Genomic DNA, 25864 nt, shown 5'->3' with positions numbered 1-25864 from the left:
TTTTTTATTGAAAGCTATAAAATTATGTTTGTTCCAGATTAGATGCATGCTCTGCTCAGATATGTAACGAGATCATTATCTGAAAAGCGCTCAACCGACATCACCTTTCCTATATAAGCAAGTTCTTGATGATGCCCTTAAACATAATAGGAATGAAAACATGTGAAAAGTCTTTAGTGATTTTTTAACTGATCAATAGCATACGTGGTAGTTATCGTAATGTTATCCGGTAATTGGTCGATTGGGAACCACTCTACTTTCTCTAAAGCGTGCGGCTCCAGATTTTGAACCTCTCCGCTGCTGATCCGGGCGATAAAAGTAGGGGCAACCCAATGGACATTTTCTGCCTGAACAATATGATTGGTCACACACAATAGGCTGTCAATGGCGATATCTATATTAAGCTCCTCTTTTATTTCACGTATCACAGCATCTTCAATTGTTTCCATGTAGTCCACCTTGCCTCCAGGCAGACTCCAGCACCCGGCTTCCGGTGCTTTTTTGCGCAAGACAAGCAAAATGCGATTCTTGTCATCTATGATGGCGGCTCCTACACCCACTCTTGGAATATTGTTATTTATCATAAAAGAACTCCCTTTAGTTGAAATATTCTTTATTTTACACAAGAAAGTGGGGACTATTCAGCCTCCCACTTTAAATTAGTCCCACGCGTATCTTTGCTCTCGGAAGGGGTCCCCGTACATATGATAGCCATTCTTCTCCCAAAACCCTGGCTTATCCTTCTCCAAAAACTCAATCCCACGAACCCATTTTGCGCTTTTCCAAAAGTAAAGATGCGGAATAACAAACCGAAGCGGATATCCGTGGTCAGGTGTCAAATCCTCACCATTATGCTTAAACCCAAATAAATTCCCTTTTGCCATAAAATCCTCCAACGGCATATTGGTTGTCCAGCCCTCTTCTGCATGGAGCATCACATATTTGGCTTCTGGCTTAATGGTAACCAGCTTCACTACTTCCTCTACCCGGACACCCTCCCAGACATTATCCAGCTTAGACCAGCCTGTCACGCAGTGGATGTCATTGTGCACTTCCCCTACTGGGAGCCCTTTAAATTCAGAAAAGCTTAGCGTCTTCTCTTCCTCTACTGCTCCAAAAATTCGAAAATCCCACTGACTCAAGTCTTTGTACTCTGGCACATTACCATAATGAAGCACGGGAAAGCCTGTCGTTACCTTTTGATTAGGTGGAACGCGATCATCTTTTGATCCGCGGCTTGATCCATAGAACACATCTCATCGCTCCTTTATTTGCGTACCAAAATGGCATGGTCTACCTTGATGCAATGGTCCATAACCGCTGTTATCCCTTGCTCTTCTACTAGCTGAGCTGCCTCTTCGTTATAAATTCCTTGCTGTAGCCAAAAGACCTTAGGCTTATGAGCCATCTTGATGGTATCTTCTGCAACAGGCAGAGTATCTTCACTGCGGCGGAACACATTTACAATGTCAACCGGAGTTTTAATATCGGTAAGGGACGCAATCACTTTCTCACCCAACACGGTTTCCCCGGCAATAATCGGGTTAACGGGGATTACGTGATATCCTGCATGTTGCAAAGCCTCGGCAATCATATAGCTCGTACGGTCTGGCCGATTAGAGCAGCCTACTACTGCAATCGTTTTTGCCTCTTCTAAAATTGTTCTGCGTTCGTCATTTGTTGGATTAGTAAATGCCATCTTTTTTCACCTCGTTTATATTTTGAACACCTTAGTTGGCGCGTTGCAGCAAAAATTGGGCAATAGAGCGAACCATTGCACCCGTAGCACCTACTGGGCCTAACGGAGTCGTTTTGCTCTGAGCAGCAGTCCCGGCAATATCTAAATGCACCCATGGAGTCTCTTCAGCAAACTCTTGTAAAAATACGCCAGCAATAATGGCATGACCATATCTTCCACCCGAATTTTTTAAATCAGCTACATGGCTTTTATTTAATTCACGATACTCTGGGAATGTTGGTAATTGCCACAAACGCTCTCCGCAGCATTCAGCAGCTTGGAACATTTCATTAGCTAATTGCTGATTATTCGTCATCAAACCTGTCGTAACGTGCCCTAGCGCAACTACAATTCCACCTGTTAACGTAGCGCAATCCACTAGGCAGGATACCCCTTGCTGCTTGGCATACGTGATACAATCTGCTAATACCAAACGCCCTTCAGCATCCGTGGTGATAATCTCTACAGTTTTACCGCTCATCGTGGTTATGACATCGCCAGGCTTATATGCCGTTCCAGAAGGCATATTTTCCACGCAGCCAATGACCATCATGATATTAACGGCTGGTTGCAGGCGACCGATTGCTTCCATAGCACCAATCATCGCTGCGCTTCCACCCATATCCGTTTTCATTTCTTCCATTCCAGCTACCGGCTTTATCGAAATACCGCCTGTGTCAAAGGTTACGCCTTTTCCAATTAGACCAATGACATCCTCCCACTGCTCTTTCCCTTGGTATTTAATGACAACCACATACGGCAATTCGGCACTGCCCTGCGCGACAGATAAGACACCGCCCATGTTCAGCTCTTCCAGCTTATCTTTTGCCAGAAGCTCATAGCTCATTCCATAACGTTTTGCTACCTCAATCGCTCTATTTGCTAATTCATGTGGAGGCAAATAATTTCCAGGCTCATTCACTAGCGTACGCGCTAGATTCGTTCCTGTACTAAATGCTTGAGCCAGTTGCAATCCTGTTTCTGCTTTCGCTTCCTGCTCCTCATCGACTACAATTTCCACTGTTTGGAAAGAAGGCTTGTTTTTCGGAATCGCTCGATAGCCCTCATATGCATAGGTTCCAAGTAAAAATGCTTCGCCTACTGCTTGAATCAAGCGCTCCATGCCTAGATTGGTTTGCTCTGTCAAGAGAATGGCAAGGCTTTTCTCAGATGCTTCCGTTTTGAGCTGTTGTACGGCTTTGGCAAACGCATCTCTTGCGGAGATAAAATCTAATTCAGCCATTTCTCCCATCCCGACAAATACTAGTCGAGTGGCTGTCAATTGTCCTAGTGTATGCAGGATGGTTACTTTGCCCTTCTGATCACTAATCTCGCCGGTTTGTAGCATATGTGACAGTTGCTGATGGAATGTTGCATCTAGTTCGCTCCATTCCTGGGTATGTAGAGTTTGATTCTGATATACGGGCAGGATGAAATAATCTATTCGTTTTTCCAAATAAGAAGGATTTTTTGCTTCAATATGTATCAACGCTGTTCCCTCGTTTCTTGAATGTACACCCTATATCTTCCTAATTACTTAGACTTGATATACGCGCCATTTTATTTTCTATTTCTACTGTCCTGCGTCTGTATTCCCCTTCGCAATCAATTGCAATGACTGATAGGGAAAGTCCAGTTTTTCTACTTCATCATACGGAATCTTTTCAGAAGATGGCAAGGCTTGCAGACACTTCTCTAAATAGAGAAGCACCTCGTCCACCGATAAATCCCAATATTGCGGCGAATAAGCACTTAGATATTTGTGAGCATTTGTAAACATCCACCGTGCCCCTTTTATATTTCCACATTCCAAATGATACAAGCCTACAGCCATTTGGAGCAAACCCTGTAAAAACTTATTGGTTTTTTGCTCCATCCAAATGTCCTCAAGAAGATCATGACAATCGTAAAATTCTCGTTGGTTAAATTTTTTAAAGAACTGAAGATATTGCTCGGGATATCGCTCTTGCATCATGCTCCCTCCCGTACCTTTTCCTTAAATCATATCATACATCGAGATATCGACATGGCTTTTCCTTATTGAGCAAGAATCTTCCTCTTGTTAGAGGTTATTAAGCTGTAAATAATATTTACAGGATAAATGCGCAATCTTTATCATCTATAAGAAAAAGTTAAGGAAGTATATATTCAGTTTCTGTTACAATAACATGTAGGATTAAGTCTATACGAAAGGAACGGAATATCTGCATGACCATCTTAGACAATTTCCCTTTGTGGTCGGCGCTTTTGGCGATTGGGTTGGCCCAATTCATCAAAATCCCCCTGAATTATTTGGCGACCCGCGAATGGAGTTGGCCACTGATGTTCAGCACGGGGGGCATGCCCAGTTCCCATTCCGCCGCCGTCACTGCACTTTCTACTGCTGTAGCCCTTCAAGAGGGGTTATCCAGCAATGCCTTTGCTATTTCAGCAATCATCGGCGTCATCGTGATGTTCGATGCAACTGGTGTTCGTCGCCATGCTGGTATGCAAGCTGTTGTGTTAAATAAGCTAGTAGAGGAATTTAACCATTTGCTTGAGGGTATGAAAACCTTCAAAGTACATCCACGCACAGAAAAAACGAAAAAGCTAAAAGAGCTTCTGGGTCATCAGCCAATCGAAGTGTTTATGGGTGGTTGGCTAGGCATTATTGTCTCGCTGTGCCTACGTCCATTCTGGTAAACATACTCACATGGGGAGGAAGTAGATGTGAGAATCATCTCGATTTGCCCAAGTAATACCGAAATTTTGTATGCTTTGGATGCAGGTGAACACGTTATCGCACTTGATGATCATTCCGATTGGCCTTTGGAATGGCAACACCTTCCGAAAGTCGGTCCAGACCTGAGCATTGATATGGATAAAGTCGAAGCTCTGCAACCTGATCTTGTAATAGCATCACTCAGTGTCCCCGGTATGGAGAAAAATATCGAAGAGTTAAAGAAACGCAATCTTCCTTTTATTATCCTTAATCCTGCTCACATCTTGGATATCGCAGATAATATTCGTGAGGTGGGCAGATCAATTCATCGGGTAGAAAAAGCAGAGCAGGTAGCTGCACATTTTATGGATCGTATCGAGCAAATCCGCTTGCTAACCCAAAATGTAAGCAAGCGTCCCAGACTATATTGGGAATGGTGGCCCAATCCGATTTATACACCTGGCCGTACAAACTGGCTAACCGATGTAAGTGAATTAGCAGGAGCCACAAATGTGTTCGCTGATTACAATACTGATAATGTAAAATCCACCCGTGAACAAGTAGCAGAGAGAAACCCTGATCATGTCATGGTGGTATGGTGCGGGATTGAAATCAAAAGAATAAAGGCTTCTATGATAACAGATCGTCCAGAGTGGCAACAAATGACAGCCATCCGTCATAATAACGTACATATTTTAGAAGAAGGACTATATTGTCGCCCCTCTCCGCGATTATTGGAAGGATTGGAACAGCTAGTAAACATCCTCCATCCTTCTCTAGGCGCTTTCTTAGACTCACAGATAGCTGCATCTTCTGCTCCGCCAAAGCCATAGCTATCTCAATACGAATTCTTCAACATAATACAGGCTTTATTACATGAGAAAAAGACCTGGGCACAATAAATGCCTCAGGTCTTTTTCTTGTTAATTCGTAATTCTTGCAAATGCTTCTACACCATCTTTATTCAAGGCCTTCATCATTTCTTCGTTTACAAATCCTTTTCCACGATGGATAACAAAGACCTCCACTTCACGCTTACCCCACTGGCTGTACACGTCGTTTTTTGTATTGAAATACAAATCGAGCTTCTTACCACGGATCGCTCCACCCTTATCTGCAACTACACCATACCCATAACCGGGAACGTACAATACCGTCCCGAGCGGGAAAACTTGCAAATCAGCAGCAATCGTGGAGTATGTCCCGCGGTGCACCTTTATACCGGAATACGTGATGCCATACGAGGGATGTCCCGGGCTTTTTCCAGTTGATTCTACACCTGCATAATAACCAGTAGCCACGACCCGTACCTTAGGATATTGGTTTAAAATAGCTGTTTCATCTGATTTATTTATTCTGTTTCCTAATTTTCTGTTCTGCGATTGATCGTTCTTTTGGGTGTCCATATTTGTTTCTGTCATGGAGCTAGAAAGCACATATCTTTTTTTTATCATTTTATAGCCTTCTTTTTTCTCGTGCAAACCAAGTGAACTGGTGGTGCCTCCTGCATCAATGATGGTGGAAGAATAGCCGTATGACGTAAGACCAAGCAGGAATGCCATACTAATCGTGAGTAAACTCACAAAACGTACCCATTTCATCTTCTATTTGCCTCCTCTCATCATCTAGTCATTTCCAATAGTGAGAGAGGATATACATTATTTACTAGGACACACAAAAACACCCCCTGATTACTCAAGGAGTGCTACCAATTAAAACATCCGATATCCTTTTCTACGTAAGGTTTGAATCGTCCAGCCACTGGCAAAAGTCCCTACGATTCCGGCATACAACACGACATAATCCCAAATAGATGGGGGTGTATCTTTTACAATAAGGGAAATGACTACATAACCAATTAGTCCAATCGTAAGAGCAAAAGGAAGCCATGTCGTTCTTAAAAGCATATTTAAAATAAAACCGATGCCAAAGCCTAAAATACTAAATAACACAACAGAAATAATAAGTGTTATTGGATTTAATGCCATAAACATAGCAGGAGATACCTCCGAATTTGGTTTATATTCTGACTTTAGTGTATCCAAAAGTGCTTTAGCGGTCAATTGAACAACTTCCAAAGAAAATGCTTATCAAAACTCACAGCTTCTTAATGTCCCGAAGAGGTATAAAAAGGATAGAAACGAAAAAAGCAGCCCTGCATCCTCTGATGTCGTGGGCTACTTCAAAATATGTTCCATTGAAATTCCATGAATACTCTCTTCCATTCTGCCTCTTATTTTTTTCTCTTCTGCTCTTATGATTGGAGCGGTTGAAGTTCCTTACACAATTCATTATTCATCCCATTGCCCTTGCAGCTTGGACAATTCTCTGTTCCGCCAACCGCTACATGAAAGTAGCCCTGACCGTTACAATATGGACATGCTTCTTCAGTATGTTTCCTCATTGTTCCTCTCTCCATTTCGCGTTCTTTTATTTTCAGATAATTTAGTTTTTCAAATAATAACAGCATTTCTGCTTGATTTCCACCTTTATTTCCTTGGAAAAAGAATCAAAAAACCTGATGTAAGCGGAATCATCAGGTTTTTTCTGATTATTTCAGAGCGTATTTCAATAAAGCTCGGCATCTTGTACAGCATTTAGGTAAAAATTTTATAACTTGAATAACCAAATATAGGATCTGGTACATATGATTCTCCCACTAGATAGGAAGACATCGTAGGAACATGAGGCAAGATAATCTGAATATACTCTGTCGCAAGCGGGTCTGCAAGCAAGTCATTAATGGGCATAAAGGCAGCGACCTCAATCTCGCCTTCCTGAGGCTGTGGATCACCTTCAACATAATCCATCAGAAATACAATCATGTTATCGCTAATTTCCTCACGAATTACGCCTGTGCGCAAGGCTGCAACCTGACGTACACGTCCAACTATGCCTGTCTCCTCCAACACTTCTCGCACCGCTGCTTCGTCCACGGTTTCATTCGGTTCTACAAAACCAGCAGGAAAAGACCATTTCCCCTTTAATCCACCATATGTTTTCTTCACAACCAAAACTTCATCGCCTTTAACTACGATGCCGCCAGCAGCAAGCCATACCTTAGATTCTCGCATTGTATCCTCCTATCTACTTCTTTCATGTAGTATACGCTATCCGCACAGCACAAAAAAACCCTCCTATCTCTATCAAATTCCTAGAGACAGGAGGGCTTACCGTCTTTTATTACGAGCTATGCTTATTCTTCCTCATGAATATCCAATAAACCATGGTCAATCATGTACCGCAAATTCTCCTGATCACGCTCGCGACCTTTTTCTTTTAAGCGTTCAATGGCCGGCATTATCAGACGATCCACTTCACTTTGAATGTGGCAGGACAAATCATAACGTTCTTGTTGTTCCAGATATGCCCCAATTTCCAAAAGCGCATTATATCGGTCTAACTCTTCGCGTGTAAGAAGTCCTCTTACCTGTACACTAGCATGGCGCATTCGCTACTCTCCTAGAGACGAATTTTTTTCAAGACCATTCCAAGACCGCCGATTTTGTAAAGGTAACGAACGTCGCTACCTTTTTTCATCAACGCGGCAGATAAACCAAATAATTTTTTCTTATTAAAGATGATACCCATTCCCTCACCTTTACCAAGTGAAGCAAGAGTACCTTGTAAATTCGGTACAAAAGGCACCATAGTTAGTTTTTCACCACGAACCAAAGCTTTTAGGTTGCGGGCTACGTTTTCGCCCTCTTGAATTGAAATTTGAGCTGTTGGAGGATATGGACGACCTTCAGCATTAAATATCAATGCGCAGTCACCAACGACAAATACATTCTCATAACCAGGAGCACGCATGAATTCATCTACTTTAACACGTCCGCGCATTACTTCAAAACCAGATTTTTCAACTACAGCATTTCCGCGAACTCCACCTGTCCAAATGACAGTTTTCGATTTAATTTCTTCACCTGTAGCCAAGATTACACCGTCTGGCGTGCATTGTTTGATAGGTGTATTGATCTTGAATTCTACACCTTTGCTGCTCAATAGATTCATTGCATAGTCAACTAGATCCTTATCAAAACCAGGCAATGCGGTTGGAGCTGCTTCAATGCTATATACTTTCACCAATGATGGGTCAATGTTATATTCACGGCAAAGCTCAGGGATGCGGTTTACCAATTCACCTGAGAACTCAATTCCAGTGAACCCTGCTCCGCCAACGACAAATGTCAAATAGTCTGTGCGTTCCGGTTCACTATTATAAGAAGCAAACATATATTCAATGTGTTCTTTAATCTTTTGAACCGCATTGATGCTGCGGATTGTAAGTGCATTTTCTTTAAGGCCTTCGATACCAAATGTTTCTGGATCGCTACCAAGGCCAATAACCAAATAGTCGTATTCCAGCTCTGTTCCGTCTTCAAGCGTTACTTTTTGTTGTTCGCCAGAAATGTTAGAAACGGTACCTTTAATTACATTTACTTTATTTTTATCAATGATTTCATTTAGGAAAATTTGAGCGCGACTAGCTGGCATTGTGCCTGCTGCTGGCTCATGAAGCCATGTAGTTAAATAGTGATAATCATGCTTGCTGACTAGAGTCACTTCTGCTTCGTTATGATTTAATTTTTTTTGCAATTCACAAGCGGTAGTAACGCCGCCATAACCTGCCCCCAGGATTAGAATCTTTGGTGTGCTCATGGATAAACTCCTTCCATCTCTCATTACAAATTTTAAATAATCATCTTGCATCATGTGTTTTTTTTCACGATAAAAGATAGTATTTATACTGTTCCCTGCATCATAAAAAAATAATTGCAATAGTGGGTATCTAAAATAATTACAGTGAAAAGTAAGCATGTCACAGTGAAAAAGATCAACTATCTGTGAAAAATTGCACATATTTCACCAATACAAACTAATAATAGAGACATTTTTCATGGTTTGCAAGTAGTTTTTGACACAAAATTGCCGAATTTGACTCTAAATTGTTGTTGATTCATACTTTCTCTTTTTTTTCAGGTGTTCGGCTGTATATAATAGGAAGTGGCTTAGCATTTTTATAGTGAATATGGAGGTGTATGGGACTTTGAGTTCATTAAAAAGAGATGAGCAGGTATACGATCTAACAATTATTGGTGGGGGTCCCGCTGGTTTGTTTACGGCTTTTTACGGCGGTATGCGTCAAGCGAGCGTGAAAATCATCGAAAGCATGCCGCAATTAGGCGGACAATTAAGTGCGCTATATCCTGAAAAGTATATTTATGATGTAGCAGGATTTCCAAAAGTGCGCGCACAAGAATTGGTAGATGGCCTTAAGCAACAAATCTCTCATTTTAACCCTACCATTTGCTTAGAGGAAAAGGTTGAAGATGTAGCAAAGCAAGCAGATGGAAGCTTACAAATTACTACAGACAAAGGGGTGCATTACTCAAAAGCTGTTATTATTACAGCTGGAGTCGGTGCGTTTGAACCTCGTCGTCTGGAGCATCCCGACTCCATGAGCTTTGAGAAAACAAATCTACATTATTTTGTTACTGATTTAAACGCCTTTAAAGATAAACGCGTTGTTCTATTTGGCGGTGGAGATTCCGCTGTTGATTGGGCAATGATGCTGGAGCCGATTGCGAAAGAAGTACATATCGTTCATCGGCGCGATAAATTCCGCGCACATGAGCATAGTGTAGAGAAAATGATGGCTTCTCGGGTGAACGTACTCACTCCTTATGAACTATCCTCCATTAAATCAGACCAAGGCAGAATCACGAGCCTTACGATTGAGCATAACATCAGCAAAGAGGTAACTGAAATCGAAGTGGATGATGTCATTGTGAACTTCGGCTTCATTTCATCCTTAGGACCAATTAAAAATTGGGGAATTCAGCTAGAGAAGAATTCCATTGTTGTAAACTCAAAAATGGAGACAAGTGTTCCGGGCATTTACGCGGCAGGCGATATTGCTACGTACCCAGGCAAAGTCAAGCTGATTGCAGTTGGGTTTGGTGAAGCCCCTACGGCTGTTAACAATGCGATTGCTTATATCAATCCAAATGCCAAGCTACAACCGGGTCACTCCTCTAGCATGAATTTATAAACACTCCAAAAACCGATTACCGATATAGACAGAACATTGTAAATTCACAAACTTCTTTTCAACCCCCTTTCCTTTTCATTAAGAAGGGGGTTTTTTGCATAACGTTTCTTCAGCTCGTACACTCTATTTCTAGGAGGTGCGATATGAACAGCTCCATATGCCCCATTTGCAATGGATTTCGGGAATTATTAGAACGCTGTCCCAACTGCCGTAGTTATTTTCAAGACAAAGGGAAACTGTCCGATTATCAAGGCGATTACAGTCCGTATGTCTCCATTGATGGTAGTAAGAAATCAAACGGCTATGCCGATTTAATTCCTCAGCTCTGTTTACATATATGTAGCTGTACAGAGTGTGGATGCTCCAAAATAGTACCCGTACAGGAGCAAAGCTTAGCTTCGATTCACTTAGAGTAGGCACACTCATATGAGTTTGTGCCTTTTTTTATGTTCTGCACTTCTTTTTTACCTTCCATTTCGAGTAAAATAAGAAAGGAACAGCGTGTAGGGGCTTCTTGTAAACGTCTCATCAGCTTTGAGCAAATGAGAAACAAATTCTTTTTTCCTAAATGAAACTTCTCTCGACTACAGACGTAATACAGAGTATAAGCGCTAAAATGCTAGGGCCTATAGGCCTAACTAATATGTTTGCCACTAACAAGGAGGAATGCTTTGTGTCATTCTTTAAACGTCTTCGTGATTTAACCATGTCTAATTTGTATGCTCTAATTGAAAAAGCGGAAGATCCAATTAAAATGACTGATCAATATCTGCGTGATATGCAGCAGGATTTAGAGGATGCTGAGAAAGCTGTAGCTGCTCAAATCGCTCTTGAAAAAAAATTCAAGCTGCTGTATGAGGAACAAGAAGCATTGGTTCAAAAGCGTGAGGAGCAAGCACACATTGCCGCTCAAGCTCAAAATATCGATCTTGCTCGTCGTGCATTAGAAGAGAAAAAATCAGCTACTGCAAAAATGGAAGAATACAAAGCGAGCTATGCAAAAAATAAAGAAGCCGCCGACAACCTGCGCTTGAAGCTAGAAGAAATGCGTAAGCAAGTGGTGGAATTGAAAAATAAACGCGAAACATTAGTGGCTCGCGTGAATGCAGCAAATGCACAAAAAAATATCAACAAAAGCATGGCTGGATTTAACAGTGATACAGCGATGGCTGGCCTTAAGCGCATGGAAGATCGTGCCCTTCAACTAGAAGCTGAAGCAGAGGCAAGCGGTGAAATTTACAAAAAACAAACCTCGTTAGATGATGAAATTGCCCAATTGCATAAGGATAAAGCAGTCGAGGACGAACTAGCTGCGCTACTAAAAAAATATCAGGGGTAAACCGCTTTATGCGGCCCCCCTTTCTTCTTTCTGTTACTTATTCCACGTTTTTTCACTGGATATTACACGCATCATGCGTCAAAATGATTAAGGAGGTTTCGTATGCTCGGAGATTTGAATATTTTACGAATGATCGTCTGGACTGCCTCAGGCGCTCTCTTGCTATGCCTCTTGATGTGGATCGATACTCTATTCACCAAGTATAAAGACATGGAAGAGATTAAGCGAGGAAATGTAGCTGTCTCCACTCGCTTTATTATGAAACTGCTTGCTCAGGGCTATATATTATCGCAATCATTATCTTTATCTAACGATTTAATTCAGGGACTGCTCGTTTCAGTCGTATCTTTCGTGTTATTGTTTGTTCTCGAAAAAGTCGTTCAATTTGGCGTATACCAGATAGCAGGTCTTGACTTAAATAAAGGAACACAGGAAGGAAAAGTAGCCCATGCGCTCTTTTCCGGCTCTCTTCATGTTACCGGCGCCTTTATTATTACCGCTTGCCTGGTGTAGGAGGAAATGCATATGAGTTTTTTTCAACGTGTTAAAAATATCCTAAAAAAGCCTGAGCCTCCTCTTGTTGAAAAAAGTATCCTGACCGTGGGACCAGGCGATATTGTAGAAGTCTCATTCGTTACCTACCAAGTTGTAGGACGCACTCGTAATCCGAAACGAAACGCAATTATGCTAACCTTACAGGATGGCAATACCCTGCGTTATTTGAAAATTGAAGAACGCGAGAAAACCAGCTATGAATTGTATACTCCAATTGATGGGCGGCTCGACTCTCCTGATGAGGTTCCTACTATTATCGAGTTAGATGACATTGAATATCATTTGGAAGAGCAATACGATGGAAGAATGACTTCACAAGGAAAAACACCATTTTCTTCAGATGGTGAACAATATGTCTGGGAATTCCAATCCGATAACCGCAAGCTATTGCGCATTGAATGGCAAGACGGACGCTTTATGTTGTATGAAGGAGAATTTATCATCCCCGCTGATGTAAAAGTACTCCGGGGAGTGTAGGAGGGAGGCCTCATGTGGCAAGCATTGTCAAAATTCTTAAAGACAACCCTCGTCCTCTCTCTGGTCGCCGGACTCTTAGCTGGTTGCGCCGATCAGTCAGTTGGATCATCTTATCCACTAGAGAAGATTACGAAAAACGGGGCCGAATCATCGCGCATTTATCGCGCGACAGACAAAACGGTTCCTGAGGTTGCCAAGGAGCTGGCTGAAAAACGACAGCCCAAGGAAATTTCCAAGGAAGATCTAGACCACATGTTTCTTATCTATTCCGATGAATGGTATCATCTGCAAAAGGATGAAGCTAATCCGAGCGATACCATCATTGAAGTGGATAGTAAGGAATTCGTTCAAAAAAATTATAATATGTCTTTCCTAGAAGGTTACTTTTTAGCCTCTGTATTAGGTGACCTGTTTGATTCGATGAAATACAAAGGTCAAGGTAACTATCGTGGTTATTCTAGTCGAGATATCTATAAATCAGGGACCGATTACCATACTCCCACAAAAGAAGACAAAAAGACCTTTGCTCCTATTACTACCGAAGGCAAGGGTTCTATCCTACGCCGTTCTTCTGATAATAGTGGAAAATCGTCTTCCTCTGACGGCAGTATTTTTAAGAAATCCGATGCTGACACAACGAAATCTAAGGGTAAAATCATCCGAGATTCTCAAAGCGACAGCGGAGGTAGTTCATGGTTTGGCAGCTCTTCGTCCTCCAAAAAGGACTCCTCCATGTTTGACCGACCGCGCACCAATTCTCCACCAAAGGTTAAAAAGGGATTTGGCAGCATTAAGCGGCGTCGATGATTTGTCATCGCGGACCATAGATAGCTATAGTTTAAAAGGACCCAAAGAGACATCCTCTCCTGGGTCCTTTTGTTATTCATCCGGTAATCCTCTGTAACGTGCGGTGCGCAATTCTTTTTTATAAGCAGCTAGTTCACCTGCTGGAAGACCCTCATCAATCGCTACTTGAATAGCGATTTCTACATCATACGGAACACGTACAATTGACATCGAGAAACTGCTTGGTTGTCGCTTATGTAGCTCACCCTCCAATATCATATAAGAAGGCTGTGTCATATCCAAAGGATTTCCAACACTCCCCGCATTGCATAACGATTTTGCTTTTAATCCTTGAATAAATGCATGATGCACATCTCCGTAGATGACTACATCAGGTGTATGTTCTCCTTTTCCCGTTGCTTCCGTGTTGTCGAACATAGCCAGACGCTCCTCCACCGGGGCAGTGAAACGAACACGATGAAAGACACTATCGGCAGAAGCGTGAAACAAGCGAATCAATCTGCCACTCATCCAAAAATCATAGGAAAAAGGCAGGGTATTCAGATAACGAATCCGTTCTTCTCCTAAGCGGCGTTGCTGCCAGACAAACGCCTCATCCTCTGTAGGATTTCCAATGAAGTCATCCCAGTTGCCGCGCACTGTAACGGAACACTTTTCTCTTATCAAGTCAACCGCTTTTTCAGGTTCAGGTCCTTTTCCAGCCAAATCTCCTAAGCAATAAATCTCTTTAATTCCGCGCTTCTCTATGTCGTTTAGCACAGCTTCCAATGCTGGTATGTTTCCATGAATATCAGAGATTACGGCTATCCTTTCCACGTATTCTCCTCCCTCTCTCACTCAAGTAACAGCTTCTTGATTCCATTCCCTTGTGTAGTAAAAAAATAAAGAGAAGCCTCTTGCTCATGTATGAATTCCCCTACATAAGGCAAGAAGGCCTTCTCTCTGATTGCGGAGCTCGCTTATTAGAAAGCACTTACTCGCATTTTTCAGCTTTTCCCGCGTAATCACGCGTACGGAATGAAGCACCACATCCACAAGAAGCGACAGCATTCGGATTCTCCATCGTAAATCCGCCGCCCATCATGGATTCCTTATAATCAATTACGAGTCCTTCAATATATTTATAGCTTTCGGCATCAACCGCTACTTTAAAACCCTCATACGTAAAAATCTGATCGGTTTCGCTCGTTGATTCATCCGTTCCCATGCCATACGAGAAGCCGCTGCATCCGCCTTCTTTCACGCCAACGCGCAAAAAGATATTGGGATTATTCTCCGCTTCCAGCAATTCACGAATTTTAGCACTTGCTTGAGGTGTGAAGTTGATCATGCTATTCCCTCCTCGATCAACAATGATAACATCCTGTTTTTTATTATAAAACAGCTTCCCTTAAGTATACAAAGAATTAGATAGTGCAACAAGGTAACGATGCACTTCTCCAAGTAAGAATTTTCGAAAACAAAGTGAAATAAAAAGACAACGCCTGTAAGACGCCGTCCATGAAGTGTATAGTGTAAACCTCAAGCGAAATAGGTTCGATTCTCAAATATATGAAGGTGGAAAGGCTTATCATTGCAGAAGGTTACTTCTTTTTCCATTTGTAAAAGCTGGTTGTGTAACAAATCAATTTCCCGGCTACAACGTAATACCTCTGGGTGATGTAACCCATATTGAGTCCCAATTTCTACCATCTGTTGGCGAAGGAGTTCCATTTTCTCGAGTAATTGTTCCCGCATTTTCTCTCCCCCCTCATGTAGCTATATCTCACATTTTACTTTAGAATAAAACCCTCTGCAAACAAAAGTCACTATTTGTTCTGTATATTTTGTACAATTTTGTGTGTTCTTGTCAAGTTTTTAACTTGTCACAGTAAAAACTTAGAAGGTTGTTGCATTTATCAAAGAAGCTTATAATAGAGATACTTTAATTGATGGAACGATCATTGGATTGTGTATTATATAATTATTCAGGAGTTGAAAATATGTCCTTGCTAACAATAGCTTCGCAAGATAAAACGCTGCAATCGATTGCTGAAAAAGTCTTACATCGAGAGCGTCTTACCATAGAAGATGGTCTAGCCCTTTACGAATCAGACGATGTGTTTAGTATTGCTCAACTGGCTAATTTGGTGAACGAGCGTATAAATGGAAATAGAGTTTACTTTGTTCAAAATATGTATATTAATCCGACCAATGTATGTGAAGCTAAATGCCGCTTTTGTGGTTTCCGCCGCGATCAGGATCAAGAGGGCGCTTACACGATGAGTTCAGAAGAATTGCTTCACTATGTAGGAACTCGTTTTAATGATGGCATTCGTGAGTTCCACATCGTTGGTGGTCATAACAATCATGTTCCTTTTGACTACTATGTCGACACACTTCGCACCTTAAAGAAGGCATATCCAGATGTTGCACTCAAAGCCTATACCGGAGCAGAAATTGAATTTTTTAGCCGTATAGCTGGCATCAGCATGGAAGAAGTGCTGAAAGAATTGATGAATGCAGGTCTTGAGAGTTTGACAGGTGGCGGGGCCGAAATTTTAACGGAGCGATACCGTCTTAAAATGAGTCCTGATAAAGCAAGCACAGACGATTGGTTGCTTGCACACCGTACAGCCCATGGACTCGGTATGCTGACCCCATGTACAATGCTATACGGCTCCATTGAAACGAAAGAAGAGCGTTTAATTCACATGTCGCGTATCCGTGAATTACAGGACGAGACAAATGGATTCCAGGTCTTCATTCCTTTAGCGGTCCAACCAATGAAAGCTACAGCGGGTATTAGACGCCGTACTTCTGCGATGGACGACATCAAAACGATTGCGATTAGCCGTCTTATGGTAGATAATGTAGATCATATTAAAGCCTACTTTATTAATATCGGTACACAATTAACCCAGCTAGCTTTACGTGCTGGTGCCTCAGACGCCCACGGCACCCTGGTAGAAGAACGTATCAGCCATGCTGCTGGTGCTTTATCTGACCAAGGGATCACCAAGGAAGACCTGATCTGGTTAATTAAAGGTGCAGGTAAAATTGCTGTAGAACGCGACACGCACTATAACGTGATTAAAGAGTACTAATAAAGAAGAACGCTTGATTGAAGGTGGCCACTGAAGTGGACTTCTCAACAAGCGTTCTTCTTTTTAATGGACTTTCCTCGCCCGATTATTGCCATTCCTGAACAAATTCCTGTATTTTTTCTTTAATTAATGTCAAAAGCGAATCCGTCGTTTCCGCTGTGACGAAATCTCCATTAACTAGTGCAAATGGTTGCATGTAGCATTCGCCACAGTGTCCTAAACAGCCATATTCCACCACATCCACATCCAAATCAGGATCATTTTCTAGTGCATCCATGACTGTTTTGGTATAAGAAATGACATTGCTTGAACAAAATTCGACTAAAGCTTTCATGGGCCCCTCCTATTCAAAAATTATTGCAGTTATGTGAATATTGGAACTCGACCTAATCAGACGGTAGAGTTATAATGATTGGGGACGACTTCAAATTATATCATTTTCCTTATGCGTTTAAAAGTTTCTGTTGCACTTCCATTGTCTGAAATGGAACCGTTTTAAATATGGCATAGAAAGGATAAGACTTCCTATGAGACGACTAGTTATCTTAGGTGGTGGCTATGGGGGCCTACGCATCATCGAACACATACTTACCCCTGACTTGCCGGCAGACGTTTCGGTAACGCTAGTAGATCGTATGCCTTTTCACGGTTTAAAAACCGAATACTACGCGTTAGCAGCCGGAACAGAACCAGAAAGTAAAGTACGAGTGCCCTTTCCAAGCGACCCACGCTTACAGATTAAACACGGAGAAGTTATTGACATCAACCTAACTGAGCGCTTGATCCATTTTGAAAATGAAGAAGAATTAGAATACGATTGGCTCATTCTTGGATTGGGCTGTGAGGATCGTTATCATAATATTCCGGGAGCCGATCTATACACACACTCTATTCAAACATTGGGCTCTACTCGTCGCGCTTATGCAGCGATCAATAATATTAACCCTTATGGTTCAGTTACTGTTGTCGGCGGTGGTTTAAGCGGTGTAGAAATTGCTGCTGAATTACGTGAGAGCCGTCCGGATCTGACCATTCGTTTATTGGATCGCGGGCCAAGCATTTTAAGCCCTTTTCCGAAAAAATTGCAGGATTATGCTTCTGAATGGTTTATTAAAAATGGCGTTGAACTCATTAATATGGCTAATGTAACCTGTGTTGAGGATGGTGTGGTTTATAACAACAATCAACCTATAGAGAGCAATGTTATCGTCTGGACAGCAGGTATTCAAGCAAATCGCATTGTACGTAATCTGCCGATTGAGCATGATAACAGCGGACGGGCAATCCTCAACCCTTATCATCAGATACCTGATTATACCAATGTGTACGTCGTGGGTGACAGCGCCAGCTTACCTTATGCCCCAAGCGCCCAGCTTGCTGAGATGCAAGGTGAGCAAATCGCCATGGTATTAAAACGTGAGATCAAGGGCGAGGGTTATCCTAGCGTAATGCCCGCTATTAAGCTTAAAGGAACACTAGGCTCTCTTGGCAAAAAAGAAGGTTTTGGCGTAATGGGCAAAATGTCGCTTGTAGGTCAAATGCCGCGTGTAATGAAAAGCGGTGTCCTTTGGATGTATAAAAACCATTTAGGTTAACTTAATTGAATGAATTTTGATACAACGACCGTTCTGACTTTTTGAAGGAGCGGTTGTTTATTTCTCTTCTCAGCATTTCACTCCATCCTATAATATCAAAACATTTACACTATTACATATATTAAATCGGCAATTTGCATCTAGAAAAAGTGAAAAAGAAAACCCGGATGATATACCGGGTTTTTTGTCTATGATGATCTGCCTTGTTACTTGCTTAGGTTCTCTAATAAGTTAGCAAATTCATTTGTATGAAGCGGAGGGCTAAAATAAAATCCCTGCATCTCATAGCATTGCTTTTCCGTTAAAAAGCTCTTCTGTTCTTCTGTCTCTACTCCTTCTGCAATTACATTCAGCTTTAAACTCCTAGCTAATGCAATGATATAGGAAACGATCTCTGCATCATCAGGATCAACTGTAATATCACGAATAAAGGAACGATCTATTTTAAGAGTATCCACCGGAAATTTTTTCAGATAGCTAAGGGAGGAATACCCCGTCCCAAAATCATCAATAGATAAATGAATGCCTAATTCCTTAAGCTCATGCAAGGTAGTAATGGCTGTCTCTACCTTATGCATAGTAACACCCTCTGTAATCTCCACCTCTAAATATTCCGGAGCAAGATTGGTTTCTTGCAAAACTTTGGCGATGGTTGCAACGAGGTTACGCTGTTGAAACTCAACAGGAGAAATGTTAACAGCTACGCGTACTGGCTTTAATCCAGCTTGTTGCCATTTTTTATTCTGAATACATGCTGCTTTGAGAACATATTCATCCAACGTGACGATGAACCCCATCTCTTCGGCTAATGGAATAAAATCACCTGGTGAGATCAATCCTAGCTTAGGATGCTGCCATCGCACCAATGCCTCCATCCCAATTAACTCTCCTGAGCTTAGATCAAAACGGGGCTGGTATTGTAAAAAAAGCTCATTACGATCGATTGCATGTCGTAAATCCTGCATAAGAGTGAGCTTCTGAAAAGCACTTTGCGTCATAGCAGGCGTATACAATTGATAAATATTTCCGCCCTTTTCTTTTGATCGGTATAAAGCTGCCTTAGCATTTTTCACTAATTCTAGCTGTGTAGTTCCGTCATTTGGATACAAGCTAATGCCAATGCTGCAAGTCATTGTTAAACTTTGACCTTCCATCTCAAAAGGAAGCGCAATCTTATCTAGTAGCTCTTGTGAGAGTTGAGCCACATCCTGAAGGCTAGATATATCCGGGAAAATGAATTGGAACTCGTCTCCTACCAAGCGGCAAACGGTATCACCCTCACGCATATGATCAGCCAAACGAGCTGCGACTAATTGCAATAGACGATCTCCTGCTGCATGCCCCAATGTATCATTAAATACCTTAAAGCAATCCAAATCTAAAATGACTACAGCCAGCATACTCTCCGTCCGCTTTGCCTGAGAAATAGCTAGGAGTAGACGATCATCAAACAATACCCGATTTGGCAACCCTGTCAGCGAATCATAAAAAAGTTTTTGGCTCATCATCTCTTCGTGTTTTTTCCGATCTGTTAAATCCTTGAATATCCAAATTCTCCCGTAATAATGCTGCTGAGATGAATCGATCGGTCCCGAGTAGACCTCGTAGACTCGTCCATCATGAAAGCTTATTTCTACTGTGTCAGATTGCGGCTTGTTCACTTGGGTAAGATCAAAAAGGGCTGTTGCCTGATGATTATTCTTAATTTGCGACAACATGTACATAAGCCAATGATTGGCATTGTTTTGTTGCTCCACATTTTCAGGTATCTTCCACATTTCCCTGCATTTTCGATTGTAATGTACGATTTGATCCCATTCATTAACAATTAGCATGCCGTCCATCATCGATTCGTGTGTCGCTCGCAATATAGCATTATTTTTAATGAGCTGCTCTTCTGCCAATTTGCGTTCTAGCTCAGCAGAAGCTCTGGACGCAAATAAATGTAACATGGAATCAATTAATCCTGGATTGGTGATTGGCTTGCGGCTCATAACGGCAAGAACCCCCATCGGCCTGCCATTAGAGTCATATAAAAGCTGTCCCATTTGGGCTTCCACTTGAAAGAAACGAAGAGATTGATCGAGGGGATATATCTGCTGCACGCCTTCTTTCACACAGATTTTTCCAGATCTGATCACCTCTTCAGTAGGAGAATGAGCAATATCGTACTCGATGTTCTCTAAATAAGCTTGCTTACCTCTTATGGATATCGTAACTGCACGACCTGGTTTACCCTTATGTAATGCTGCAATAAATGCGTAATCCACTTCCAAAGCATCCACCAATGAGCGACTTAGATAATGAAAAAACTCTTCCCCCATCTTATTCGTAATCCCTTGGGTCACTACGTGCAGCATTTCTTCGACTTGTTTTTGTTCAGTTACATCGGTTAAAAAACCAACAATTTCTGTCACTTTTGGATTGTTTGTATCACAATTCTGAATGATTACTGGTTTCATATGTCCATGATACAGCCTGTTATCAAGTGAAACCTGAAAATCAACTGTTTCTTGCAAAAAGGCGCGCTCTACATGACTTTTCATTATTTTTACCATGTTCGGTAGCATTACATCTTCAAGGGACCCCTCTTTTATGCCCACTCCAAAACGCTTAGTAAGTGCCCCCTCAAATAATGTAACGGTAATTTGGTTATCTTCTCGTTTTTCAAAGGAAAACAGGACGTGAGGCAGAATCGACAAACTGGTTTTACATTTTTGTGCATACAGTTTCTTTTTCTGCTCCGCACGCTTTGACTGCGTAATATCTAACACTGTACCGACAATCTCGGTTACTTTATCGCCTTCCAAAAGGGGGGAGATTTGCGTAATATAAAAGCGTCTATTCTGCTCAAATTCAAACCACACACAGCATCCGGAGAATGCTTCTTCGAATTTTTGCTGAACAAAGGAAGCTATATCAGGACGAAAAATTTCGGTAATCGTTTTCCCCTCTACATCCCTTGTTGTAACTCCTAAATCCTCTGCAACTTTACCTTCCGAAAAGGTGAGAACAAAAGAACCATCCTCTTGTCGTTTACCTGCAAAGATTTGAGTTTGCAGTTTTTCAAAGATTCTTTTATGCTGCTGTGTTAGTTCCTGTAGTTTATTTTCCATTTGAGCTATACTTCTTTGTAAATTAGCAATTTGACTCTCCTGCTCTCCAATGGTGTGAAGACGCTCGTTGTTCCTCAATTGTTGCGGGGAATAAAAATCTCTGTCAGACATGAGCTACCTCCTACCCTTACACCTTTTCCTACGAATGTGGATGTTATTCTATCCACTCAAATACTCCTCATTACCATTCAAACTATCTGTTTAATCTAGAGTAGACTTGCTTTATACATGCTGAAGGCTAGTAAAGATCGCATCAATAGCACTTTGGTATTCGACTTTTTTCATATTAATTCCTGCCTTATGCCCCAAAAAAACGGGTTTTTCTTCCTGTATTTTTATAAGTAAATGATATATTATCCACCACGTATATATTCCGACACAATGTTTCTTTTAGTAATATTTTATCCTTATGCCTATTTATTTAGCAGACAAGATTTTTGCTATCTCTGTCATCTTTACAACTTAAACAAAGCTACAGATGCCACCTACTGTTCTCACAATAAGTAGACTCCTGTAGCTAACTTGGCTCCTTGAACAGTTATTCCGTTCCTTTGCATTCTGGCTTCTAGGTTGGTTTTGCTTCCAGTAACGTATTTCTTACTTACTTATTTCTTAAAATTTTTTTCTCCGTGTCAACAAGCCACATGGCATAGGCTAAAGGATTACGGACTGCTTTCTTATACAGCTTAGCTTTTCCCATTCCTAAAAAGATATCACGGCCCGGTTTTGGATTCACCTCTATTAGCCAAATTTGCCCTGCCGTATCTATCCCGATATCCAAACCAAGTTCTAACATTCGACCATACTTTTCCTCTAATTTCTGAACGGTATAATAAGCTAATTCATGACACTCCTGTAAAATTTTTCTACTTTTATCTTCACCAAATCTGTTGTTCATGAAGCTGGTAAAGTCAGTGGCCTTGCCACCGTTATGCAGATTCGAGGTAGCGCTGTTCAACAATCCAACCCTTACTCCTAAACCCGTAATACTCCATTGTCCCTGTTGGTTTTTCTGAATCAATAAGCGTGTATCACTTGGCCTGTTGGGCAGTAATTCTAAATCTAGACCTTGTTGAACCATAAAATAACCGTTACGAATTCGCTCCTGACCCACCCACAGATTGACCCGCTCTAGCAAAGCATCTCTAGATGCTACCTGCCATGTTTTACGCTGCAAATTCCTATTCCTTCCAACCAGTAAAAAACCACCGTTTACCTTAGAAATTTTAAGAACGCTGCGGCCACCTGTTCCGTTACCGGGTTTTACATAAACAATCGAATAATTCTCTACGTAGTCCTGCAAGGCCTCTTCTGAATAAATTTCAGTTCGCGGCATCCATTTTCTCATGGTTTTGTCTGTCCATAGATATTTCGTTATATTCCATTTGTTAGAGAAAATGCTATTTGCATATAAAAAATGCTGCTTACGGCGAAAGGGTAAGTATCCTGGTTGTCTAGTTCGGCAGCGATCTATGACTACGTCTGGCCATCTAAACCATTTGCTTCTCCAGCCACCATGTTTACCCGGTACATATCCCCTGACTCGTCGCTTTTTGACCAATACATCACGATGCGAAAATAGAAATACTGATGCTCCTAGCTTTTCCCCCTGATGGATCAAATTCCGAAAGTATTTAGGTTCCTTAAACGTCGCTTTTTCTCTGCTTGTTAAAATTCCAATCAGTTTTTTATTAGCCATTCTCATCCACCTTTTTTATCCTTGCTTATCCTTGCTATCTTCAGATTATGAATAGGCCAGCACTGAAGTGAATTGAAACGTAACACGATTTTGTCCACTAGCAAAAGCACGTAAATACAAAAAACCTACCTTTGTTCCCAAAAGCAGACGGGCAAGGCAGGTTTTCTGGTGTTCATTCATTTAACAATTCTTTAACGAGCAGGAAAGATGTAAATCTCCGTATAGGTGTCAAAATACTGTAGGTCAAATGTTGCCGTTTCGGTTTTCCAATGCGCAGAGTACGAGGAAGGAGCACCAATTTCTTTACGTTGTTCCCCCTCACCTAAGAGACTAGATATCTGTTTAATTAGATCATGCACCTTTGTACTTTTCTCATAGGTTAAGGTAATTTGCATTACTTTGTTATTATTGATAATATATTGAGCTCTCGCTGGCTCCTTCCATTGAAACCACGTTTCCTTGTATTCAATAGCCGATAGGAATTTTCCATCCGCATTATAACCATATTCCTTTTTCCCTTCACCTTTTTCTGCAAATAATTGCTGTACTGTCATTCCAATAACTTTACCAGGATCGATTGGCATTATATTTTTTTCCCATTGTTTTCCGATACCTTCTTGTTTCACAATAGGCGAGGACTTACTTATGGATTGCGGTTTATCAGACTGCTCTGGCTTTGCAGGATCATTTGGTATTTGGTTCGACATCTCTAAAGTTGTATCCTCTGCACTAACATTCGATAGTAACGCGGGATTGGTTAACGACCGATCACTACATCCGGCGACAAGTAAAAGGCCGAGGGTTAAAAGCCCTATCCATTTATGGTATTTCATTCATCATCTTCTCTTTCTGTTATGATTGCATCTTTATCATAACGTTTTCCCTGTAAGGAAGTCTTTACAAAAAGGTTACACCTTATTTTTTCCATTTCCTAAAAGCTTTCGATCGGTTGAACGCCTGCTTTTTCTAAAGCATCATACACCTGCTTTAGCTTTGGATTTCCTTCTCCGACAATTTCCCCGGAAATTACGACAAGTGGGTACCACAAATCTTCCTCTTCAATTCTTTTTGCCCATAATTGATCCGATTCTGTCGCGGGATGTAAGAAATCACAGTAACGTACGACAAATTGATCCTGTACAAACTTTCTTCCGGCAGCCGCTTCCAGCCATACTGCTGTTTCTTTAGCTGAAGGTAGATTCACACAGCTTGCGCATAATTGCTCCGTTCCATATACCAGGATTTCTACTTTCATTTGAACCCCTCCGCTTCCCTATTTGACTTCATTATATTGTTTTTGGTTTGCAGCCGTCTATACCGATTGAACATTCAAATCTTTCTCAAAAAATAACATTTCTTAGTTAATAAAAGCATGTATGACAGGGTGTACGATTTACATTCAGGTATTTTTGTATATCTCTTGTTAGAGTCTACTCTAGCAAATACGATGCCATGCATCTAGCCAAAGTAAGAGTGCTTGCTGTGTATGTAAAAAAGCCAACCCAACATGATTTCGCTGTTTGGGTCGGCTTCTTACTTTTACACTTACAAATATAATTTTTTAAGATAAAGCTTGTTCCAGATCTTCCATTAAATCCTCTACATCCTCAATACCTACAGAGATACGAAGCAATCCATCTGTTATTCCTAGCTCTGCACGTCGTTCGGCAGGAATCGAGGCATGCGTCATACGAGCAGGTAATCCGATTAAGCTTTCAACAGCTCCTAAGGATTCAGCAAGAGTGAAGTACTTTAATTTAGATAAAACTTCTTCTGCGCGTTTATCGCTGCCTACATCAAAAGAAATCATGCCGCCAAAGCCTCGCGCTTGTTTCTTCATTTGCTCATGACCCGGGTGAGATGCAAGACCTGGATAAAGCACACGGCTGATCGAAGCTTGTTCTTGGAGCCACTTAGCTAATTGATTTGCGTTCTTTTCATGCTCCTCCATGCGGAGTCCCAGAGTCTTAGCTCCACGCAGCAATAACCATGAATCCTGAGGGCCTAAAATCGCCCCAATGGCATTTTGCTGGAAGTGCAACTGTTCACCAAGCTCGGCTTCCTTCGTAACAACGATACCAGCTACTACGTCACTATGCCCACCTAAATATTTCGTTGCGCTATGGAAGACAATATCGGCACCTAAATCCAATGGGTTCTGCCAATAAGGAGTCATAAAGGTATTATCTACTACGAGTAAAATCCCTTTAGATTTCGCAATAGCGGCCACCGCTCTTATGTCTGTTACGTTTAGCAGTGGATTAGTAGGCGTTTCCATAATAATCATTCGGGTATTAGGACGTAATGCTTTTTCGACAGCAGCAAGGTCAGTCGTATCGACGTAGGTAGCCTCCAAGCCCAATTTTGAGAAAACGCGAGTAATTACGCGATAAGTACCACCGTAGACATCATCTCCTACAACAAGATGATCACCTTGACTGCACAGGGACAGAATAGTGGATAGGGCTGCCATTCCCGAACCAAACGCTAATCCGCGTGCCCCGCCTTCTAAGTCAGCCATGTAGGTTTCAAGTGCGTGGCGTGTCGGATTACCTGTACGCGAATATTCATAGCCTTTATGAACGCCAATTCCTTCTTGTTTATAGGTACTCACCTGATAAATCGGTGTGGATACTGCTCCTGTATGAATATCTCCCTCAATACCACCGTGTATTAATCGAGTTTTCATTCTCATA

31 protein-coding genes are annotated in these 25864 nt (G+C 41.5%); 10 read left to right on the top strand and 21 right to left on the bottom strand.

Annotated elements, in window-relative coordinates:
• Positions 1-173 precede the first annotated feature (173 nt).
• The 6 genes from QZ995_RS17455 to QZ995_RS17430 form a co-directional block, all read right to left on the bottom strand.
• Positions 174-584: an NUDIX hydrolase gene (locus QZ995_RS17455; protein WP_301809332.1), complete on the bottom strand. Its 411-nt coding sequence runs from the start codon at positions 582-584 to the stop codon at positions 174-176.
• Between the two features lie 75 nt (positions 585-659).
• Positions 660-1253 carry a sulfite oxidase-like oxidoreductase gene (locus QZ995_RS17450; RefSeq protein ID WP_301809330.1) on the bottom strand — a complete coding sequence of 198 codons (594 nt, stop codon included), beginning with the start codon at positions 1251-1253 and terminating at the stop codon, positions 660-662.
• Positions 1254-1267: 14 nt separating this feature from the next.
• Positions 1268-1699 (bottom strand): CoA-binding protein, encoded by a 432-nt coding sequence (locus QZ995_RS17445; RefSeq protein WP_301809328.1) that lies wholly within the window; start codon positions 1697-1699, stop codon positions 1268-1270.
• Between the two features lie 31 nt (positions 1700-1730).
• Complete coding sequence (locus QZ995_RS17440; protein ID WP_301809325.1) at positions 1731-3227, bottom strand: leucyl aminopeptidase; 1497 nt, start codon at positions 3225-3227, stop codon at positions 1731-1733.
• Between the two features lie 84 nt (positions 3228-3311).
• Complete coding sequence (locus QZ995_RS17435; RefSeq protein ID WP_301809444.1) at positions 3312-3710, bottom strand: DUF309 domain-containing protein; 399 nt, start codon at positions 3708-3710, stop codon at positions 3312-3314.
• A 160-nt stretch (positions 3711-3870) separates the two neighbouring features.
• On the bottom strand, positions 3871-4011 hold the full coding sequence (locus QZ995_RS17430) for a hypothetical protein (RefSeq protein WP_018673480.1): 141 nt from the start codon (positions 4009-4011) through the stop codon (positions 3871-3873).
• On the opposite strand from QZ995_RS17430, the gene QZ995_RS17425 reads away from it, so the two are divergent.
• Both QZ995_RS17425 and QZ995_RS17420 read left to right on the top strand, forming a co-directional pair.
• Positions 3947-4420: a divergent PAP2 family protein gene (locus QZ995_RS17425; protein WP_301809322.1), complete on the top strand. Its 474-nt coding sequence runs from the start codon at positions 3947-3949 to the stop codon at positions 4418-4420. The genes QZ995_RS17430 and QZ995_RS17425 overlap by 65 nt on opposite strands.
• Positions 4421-4447: 27 nt before the next feature.
• Positions 4448-5272, top strand: coding sequence for an ABC transporter substrate-binding protein (locus QZ995_RS17420; RefSeq protein ID WP_301809320.1), 825 nt, complete (start codon positions 4448-4450; stop codon positions 5270-5272).
• Between the two features lie 90 nt (positions 5273-5362).
• On the opposite strand, the gene QZ995_RS17415 is transcribed toward QZ995_RS17420, so the two are convergent.
• The 6 genes from QZ995_RS17415 to QZ995_RS17390 all read right to left on the bottom strand — a co-directional run bounded on the left by QZ995_RS17415 (position 5363) and on the right by QZ995_RS17390 (position 9101).
• Positions 5363-6040: a 3D domain-containing protein gene (locus QZ995_RS17415; protein WP_301809318.1), complete on the bottom strand. Its 678-nt coding sequence runs from the start codon at positions 6038-6040 to the stop codon at positions 5363-5365.
• 111 nt (positions 6041-6151) lie between these two features.
• A complete protein-coding gene (locus QZ995_RS17410) occupies positions 6152-6433 on the bottom strand; it encodes a YuiB family protein (RefSeq protein ID WP_301809315.1) in 282 nt (93 codons plus the stop codon).
• A 260-nt stretch (positions 6434-6693) separates the two neighbouring features.
• Entirely contained in the window at positions 6694-6843 is a 150-nt protein-coding gene (locus QZ995_RS17405) for a YuiA family protein (protein WP_301809313.1), read from the bottom strand.
• 193 nt (positions 6844-7036) lie between these two features.
• The gene (locus QZ995_RS17400; protein ID WP_301809311.1) at positions 7037-7513 is read right to left on the bottom strand and encodes an NUDIX domain-containing protein; all 477 of its coding nucleotides are present in this window, start codon (positions 7511-7513) and stop codon (positions 7037-7039) included.
• Positions 7514-7635: 122 nt separating this feature from the next.
• Positions 7636-7890, bottom strand: a complete 255-nt coding sequence (locus QZ995_RS17395; protein WP_301809309.1) for a hypothetical protein — start codon at positions 7888-7890, stop codon at positions 7636-7638.
• Positions 7891-7901: 11 nt separating this feature from the next.
• Entirely contained in the window at positions 7902-9101 is a 1200-nt protein-coding gene (locus QZ995_RS17390; protein WP_301809306.1) for an NAD(P)/FAD-dependent oxidoreductase, read from the bottom strand.
• Between the two features lie 388 nt (positions 9102-9489).
• Here QZ995_RS17390 and QZ995_RS17385 point away from each other — a divergent pair, with 388 nt between their 5' ends.
• The 6 genes from QZ995_RS17385 to QZ995_RS17360 all read left to right on the top strand — a co-directional run bounded on the left by QZ995_RS17385 (position 9490) and on the right by QZ995_RS17360 (position 13672).
• Positions 9490-10494: an NAD(P)/FAD-dependent oxidoreductase gene (locus QZ995_RS17385; protein ID WP_437124750.1), complete on the top strand. Its 1005-nt coding sequence runs from the start codon at positions 9490-9492 to the stop codon at positions 10492-10494.
• A gap of 143 nt (positions 10495-10637) precedes the next feature.
• Positions 10638-10910, top strand: a complete 273-nt coding sequence (locus QZ995_RS17380; protein ID WP_301809303.1) for a hypothetical protein — start codon at positions 10638-10640, stop codon at positions 10908-10910.
• Positions 10911-11167: 257 nt separating this feature from the next.
• Positions 11168-11833, top strand: coding sequence for a PspA/IM30 family protein (locus QZ995_RS17375; protein ID WP_064019416.1), 666 nt, complete (start codon positions 11168-11170; stop codon positions 11831-11833).
• Positions 11834-11935: 102 nt separating this feature from the next.
• Entirely contained in the window at positions 11936-12346 is a 411-nt protein-coding gene (locus QZ995_RS17370) for a DUF350 domain-containing protein (RefSeq protein ID WP_301809299.1), read from the top strand.
• Between the two features lie 12 nt (positions 12347-12358).
• The gene (locus QZ995_RS17365) at positions 12359-12865 is read left to right on the top strand and encodes a DUF4178 domain-containing protein (protein ID WP_301809298.1); all 507 of its coding nucleotides are present in this window, start codon (positions 12359-12361) and stop codon (positions 12863-12865) included.
• Positions 12866-12877: 12 nt separating this feature from the next.
• Complete coding sequence (locus QZ995_RS17360) at positions 12878-13672, top strand: DUF4247 domain-containing protein (RefSeq protein ID WP_301809295.1); 795 nt, start codon at positions 12878-12880, stop codon at positions 13670-13672.
• A gap of 72 nt (positions 13673-13744) precedes the next feature.
• Here the strand turns inward: QZ995_RS17360 and QZ995_RS17355 are convergent, their stop codons facing one another.
• The 3 genes from QZ995_RS17355 to QZ995_RS17345 all read right to left on the bottom strand — a co-directional run bounded on the left by QZ995_RS17355 (position 13745) and on the right by QZ995_RS17345 (position 15409).
• Complete coding sequence (locus QZ995_RS17355) at positions 13745-14488, bottom strand: metallophosphoesterase family protein (protein ID WP_301809292.1); 744 nt, start codon at positions 14486-14488, stop codon at positions 13745-13747.
• A gap of 157 nt (positions 14489-14645) precedes the next feature.
• On the bottom strand, positions 14646-15002 hold the full coding sequence (locus QZ995_RS17350; RefSeq protein ID WP_301809290.1) for a HesB/IscA family protein: 357 nt from the start codon (positions 15000-15002) through the stop codon (positions 14646-14648).
• 191 nt (positions 15003-15193) lie between these two features.
• Complete coding sequence (locus tag QZ995_RS17345) at positions 15194-15409, bottom strand: aspartyl-phosphate phosphatase Spo0E family protein (RefSeq protein ID WP_301809287.1); 216 nt, start codon at positions 15407-15409, stop codon at positions 15194-15196.
• A 245-nt stretch (positions 15410-15654) separates the two neighbouring features.
• Between QZ995_RS17345 and mqnE the strand changes: the two genes are divergently transcribed.
• Positions 15655-16758 carry an aminofutalosine synthase MqnE gene (gene mqnE, locus QZ995_RS17340; protein ID WP_301809286.1) on the top strand — a complete coding sequence of 368 codons (1104 nt, stop codon included), beginning with the start codon at positions 15655-15657 and terminating at the stop codon, positions 16756-16758.
• An 85-nt stretch (positions 16759-16843) separates the two neighbouring features.
• Here mqnE and QZ995_RS17335 read toward each other — a convergent pair whose 3' ends face one another.
• Complete coding sequence (locus QZ995_RS17335; RefSeq protein WP_301809283.1) at positions 16844-17092, bottom strand: YuzB family protein; 249 nt, start codon at positions 17090-17092, stop codon at positions 16844-16846.
• Positions 17093-17285: 193 nt separating this feature from the next.
• Here QZ995_RS17335 and QZ995_RS17330 point away from each other — a divergent pair, with 193 nt between their 5' ends.
• Complete coding sequence (locus tag QZ995_RS17330) at positions 17286-18353, top strand: NAD(P)/FAD-dependent oxidoreductase (RefSeq protein ID WP_301809281.1); 1068 nt, start codon at positions 17286-17288, stop codon at positions 18351-18353.
• Between the two features lie 206 nt (positions 18354-18559).
• On the opposite strand, the gene QZ995_RS17325 is transcribed toward QZ995_RS17330, so the two are convergent.
• The 5 genes from QZ995_RS17325 to QZ995_RS17305 form a co-directional block, all read right to left on the bottom strand.
• Complete coding sequence (locus QZ995_RS17325; protein ID WP_301809279.1) at positions 18560-21580, bottom strand: sensor domain-containing protein; 3021 nt, start codon at positions 21578-21580, stop codon at positions 18560-18562.
• Positions 21581-22070: 490 nt separating this feature from the next.
• On the bottom strand, positions 22071-23168 hold the full coding sequence (locus tag QZ995_RS17320) for a YheC/YheD family protein (RefSeq protein ID WP_301809276.1): 1098 nt from the start codon (positions 23166-23168) through the stop codon (positions 22071-22073).
• Between the two features lie 191 nt (positions 23169-23359).
• Positions 23360-24001, bottom strand: a complete 642-nt coding sequence (locus QZ995_RS17315; protein WP_301809274.1) for a hypothetical protein — start codon at positions 23999-24001, stop codon at positions 23360-23362.
• A gap of 98 nt (positions 24002-24099) precedes the next feature.
• Positions 24100-24423, bottom strand: a complete 324-nt coding sequence (locus tag QZ995_RS17310) for a YuzD family protein (RefSeq protein WP_301809271.1) — start codon at positions 24421-24423, stop codon at positions 24100-24102.
• 306 nt (positions 24424-24729) lie between these two features.
• Positions 24730-25863 carry a bifunctional cystathionine gamma-lyase/homocysteine desulfhydrase gene (locus QZ995_RS17305; protein WP_031411495.1) on the bottom strand — a complete coding sequence of 378 codons (1134 nt, stop codon included), beginning with the start codon at positions 25861-25863 and terminating at the stop codon, positions 24730-24732.
• Position 25864: the final 1 nt, after the last annotated feature.

It is taken from the genome of Brevibacillus laterosporus, assembly GCF_030489605.1.
GTDB classification, from domain to species: Bacteria; Bacillota; Bacilli; order Brevibacillales; family Brevibacillaceae; genus Brevibacillus_B; species Brevibacillus_B laterosporus_E.
This window is presented reverse-complemented; position numbering and strand designations above follow the sequence as displayed.

Coding starts and splice junctions, on each gene's coding strand:
- QZ995_RS17395 (WP_301809309.1), bottom strand. CDS start 7,890: ATGCGCCATGCTAGTGTACAGGTAAGAGGACTTCTTACACGCGAAGAG.
- QZ995_RS17435 (WP_301809444.1), bottom strand. CDS start 3,710: ATGCAAGAGCGATATCCCGAGCAATATCTTCAGTTCTTTAAAAAATTT.
- QZ995_RS17425 (WP_301809322.1), top strand. CDS start 3,947: ATGACCATCTTAGACAATTTCCCTTTGTGGTCGGCGCTTTTGGCGATT.
- QZ995_RS17445 (WP_301809328.1), bottom strand. CDS start 1,699: ATGGCATTTACTAATCCAACAAATGACGAACGCAGAACAATTTTAGAA.
- QZ995_RS17405 (WP_301809313.1), bottom strand. CDS start 6,843: ATGAGGAAACATACTGAAGAAGCATGTCCATATTGTAACGGTCAGGGC.
- mqnE (WP_301809286.1), top strand. CDS start 15,655: ATGTCCTTGCTAACAATAGCTTCGCAAGATAAAACGCTGCAATCGATT.
- QZ995_RS17335 (WP_301809283.1), bottom strand. CDS start 17,092: ATGAAAGCTTTAGTCGAATTTTGTTCAAGCAATGTCATTTCTTATACC.
- QZ995_RS17390 (WP_301809306.1), bottom strand. CDS start 9,101: ATGAGCACACCAAAGATTCTAATCCTGGGGGCAGGTTATGGCGGCGTT.
- QZ995_RS17370 (WP_301809299.1), top strand. CDS start 11,936: ATGCTCGGAGATTTGAATATTTTACGAATGATCGTCTGGACTGCCTCA.
- QZ995_RS17400 (WP_301809311.1), bottom strand. CDS start 7,513: ATGCGAGAATCTAAGGTATGGCTTGCTGCTGGCGGCATCGTAGTTAAA.
- QZ995_RS17360 (WP_301809295.1), top strand. CDS start 12,878: ATGTGGCAAGCATTGTCAAAATTCTTAAAGACAACCCTCGTCCTCTCT.
- QZ995_RS17315 (WP_301809274.1), bottom strand. CDS start 24,001: ATGAAATACCATAAATGGATAGGGCTTTTAACCCTCGGCCTTTTACTT.
- QZ995_RS17345 (WP_301809287.1), bottom strand. CDS start 15,409: ATGCGGGAACAATTACTCGAGAAAATGGAACTCCTTCGCCAACAGATG.
- QZ995_RS17430 (WP_018673480.1), bottom strand. CDS start 4,011: ATGAATTGGGCCAACCCAATCGCCAAAAGCGCCGACCACAAAGGGAAA.
- QZ995_RS17380 (WP_301809303.1), top strand. CDS start 10,638: ATGAACAGCTCCATATGCCCCATTTGCAATGGATTTCGGGAATTATTA.
- QZ995_RS17410 (WP_301809315.1), bottom strand. CDS start 6,433: ATGTTTATGGCATTAAATCCAATAACACTTATTATTTCTGTTGTGTTA.
- QZ995_RS17365 (WP_301809298.1), top strand. CDS start 12,359: ATGAGTTTTTTTCAACGTGTTAAAAATATCCTAAAAAAGCCTGAGCCT.
- QZ995_RS17305 (WP_031411495.1), bottom strand. CDS start 25,863: ATGAGAATGAAAACTCGATTAATACACGGTGGTATTGAGGGAGATATT.
- QZ995_RS17330 (WP_301809281.1), top strand. CDS start 17,286: ATGAGACGACTAGTTATCTTAGGTGGTGGCTATGGGGGCCTACGCATC.
- QZ995_RS17320 (WP_301809276.1), bottom strand. CDS start 23,168: ATGGCTAATAAAAAACTGATTGGAATTTTAACAAGCAGAGAAAAAGCG.
- QZ995_RS17415 (WP_301809318.1), bottom strand. CDS start 6,040: ATGAAATGGGTACGTTTTGTGAGTTTACTCACGATTAGTATGGCATTC.
- QZ995_RS17325 (WP_301809279.1), bottom strand. CDS start 21,580: ATGTCTGACAGAGATTTTTATTCCCCGCAACAATTGAGGAACAACGAG.
- QZ995_RS17350 (WP_301809290.1), bottom strand. CDS start 15,002: ATGATCAACTTCACACCTCAAGCAAGTGCTAAAATTCGTGAATTGCTG.
- QZ995_RS17455 (WP_301809332.1), bottom strand. CDS start 584: ATGATAAATAACAATATTCCAAGAGTGGGTGTAGGAGCCGCCATCATA.
- QZ995_RS17310 (WP_301809271.1), bottom strand. CDS start 24,423: ATGAAAGTAGAAATCCTGGTATATGGAACGGAGCAATTATGCGCAAGC.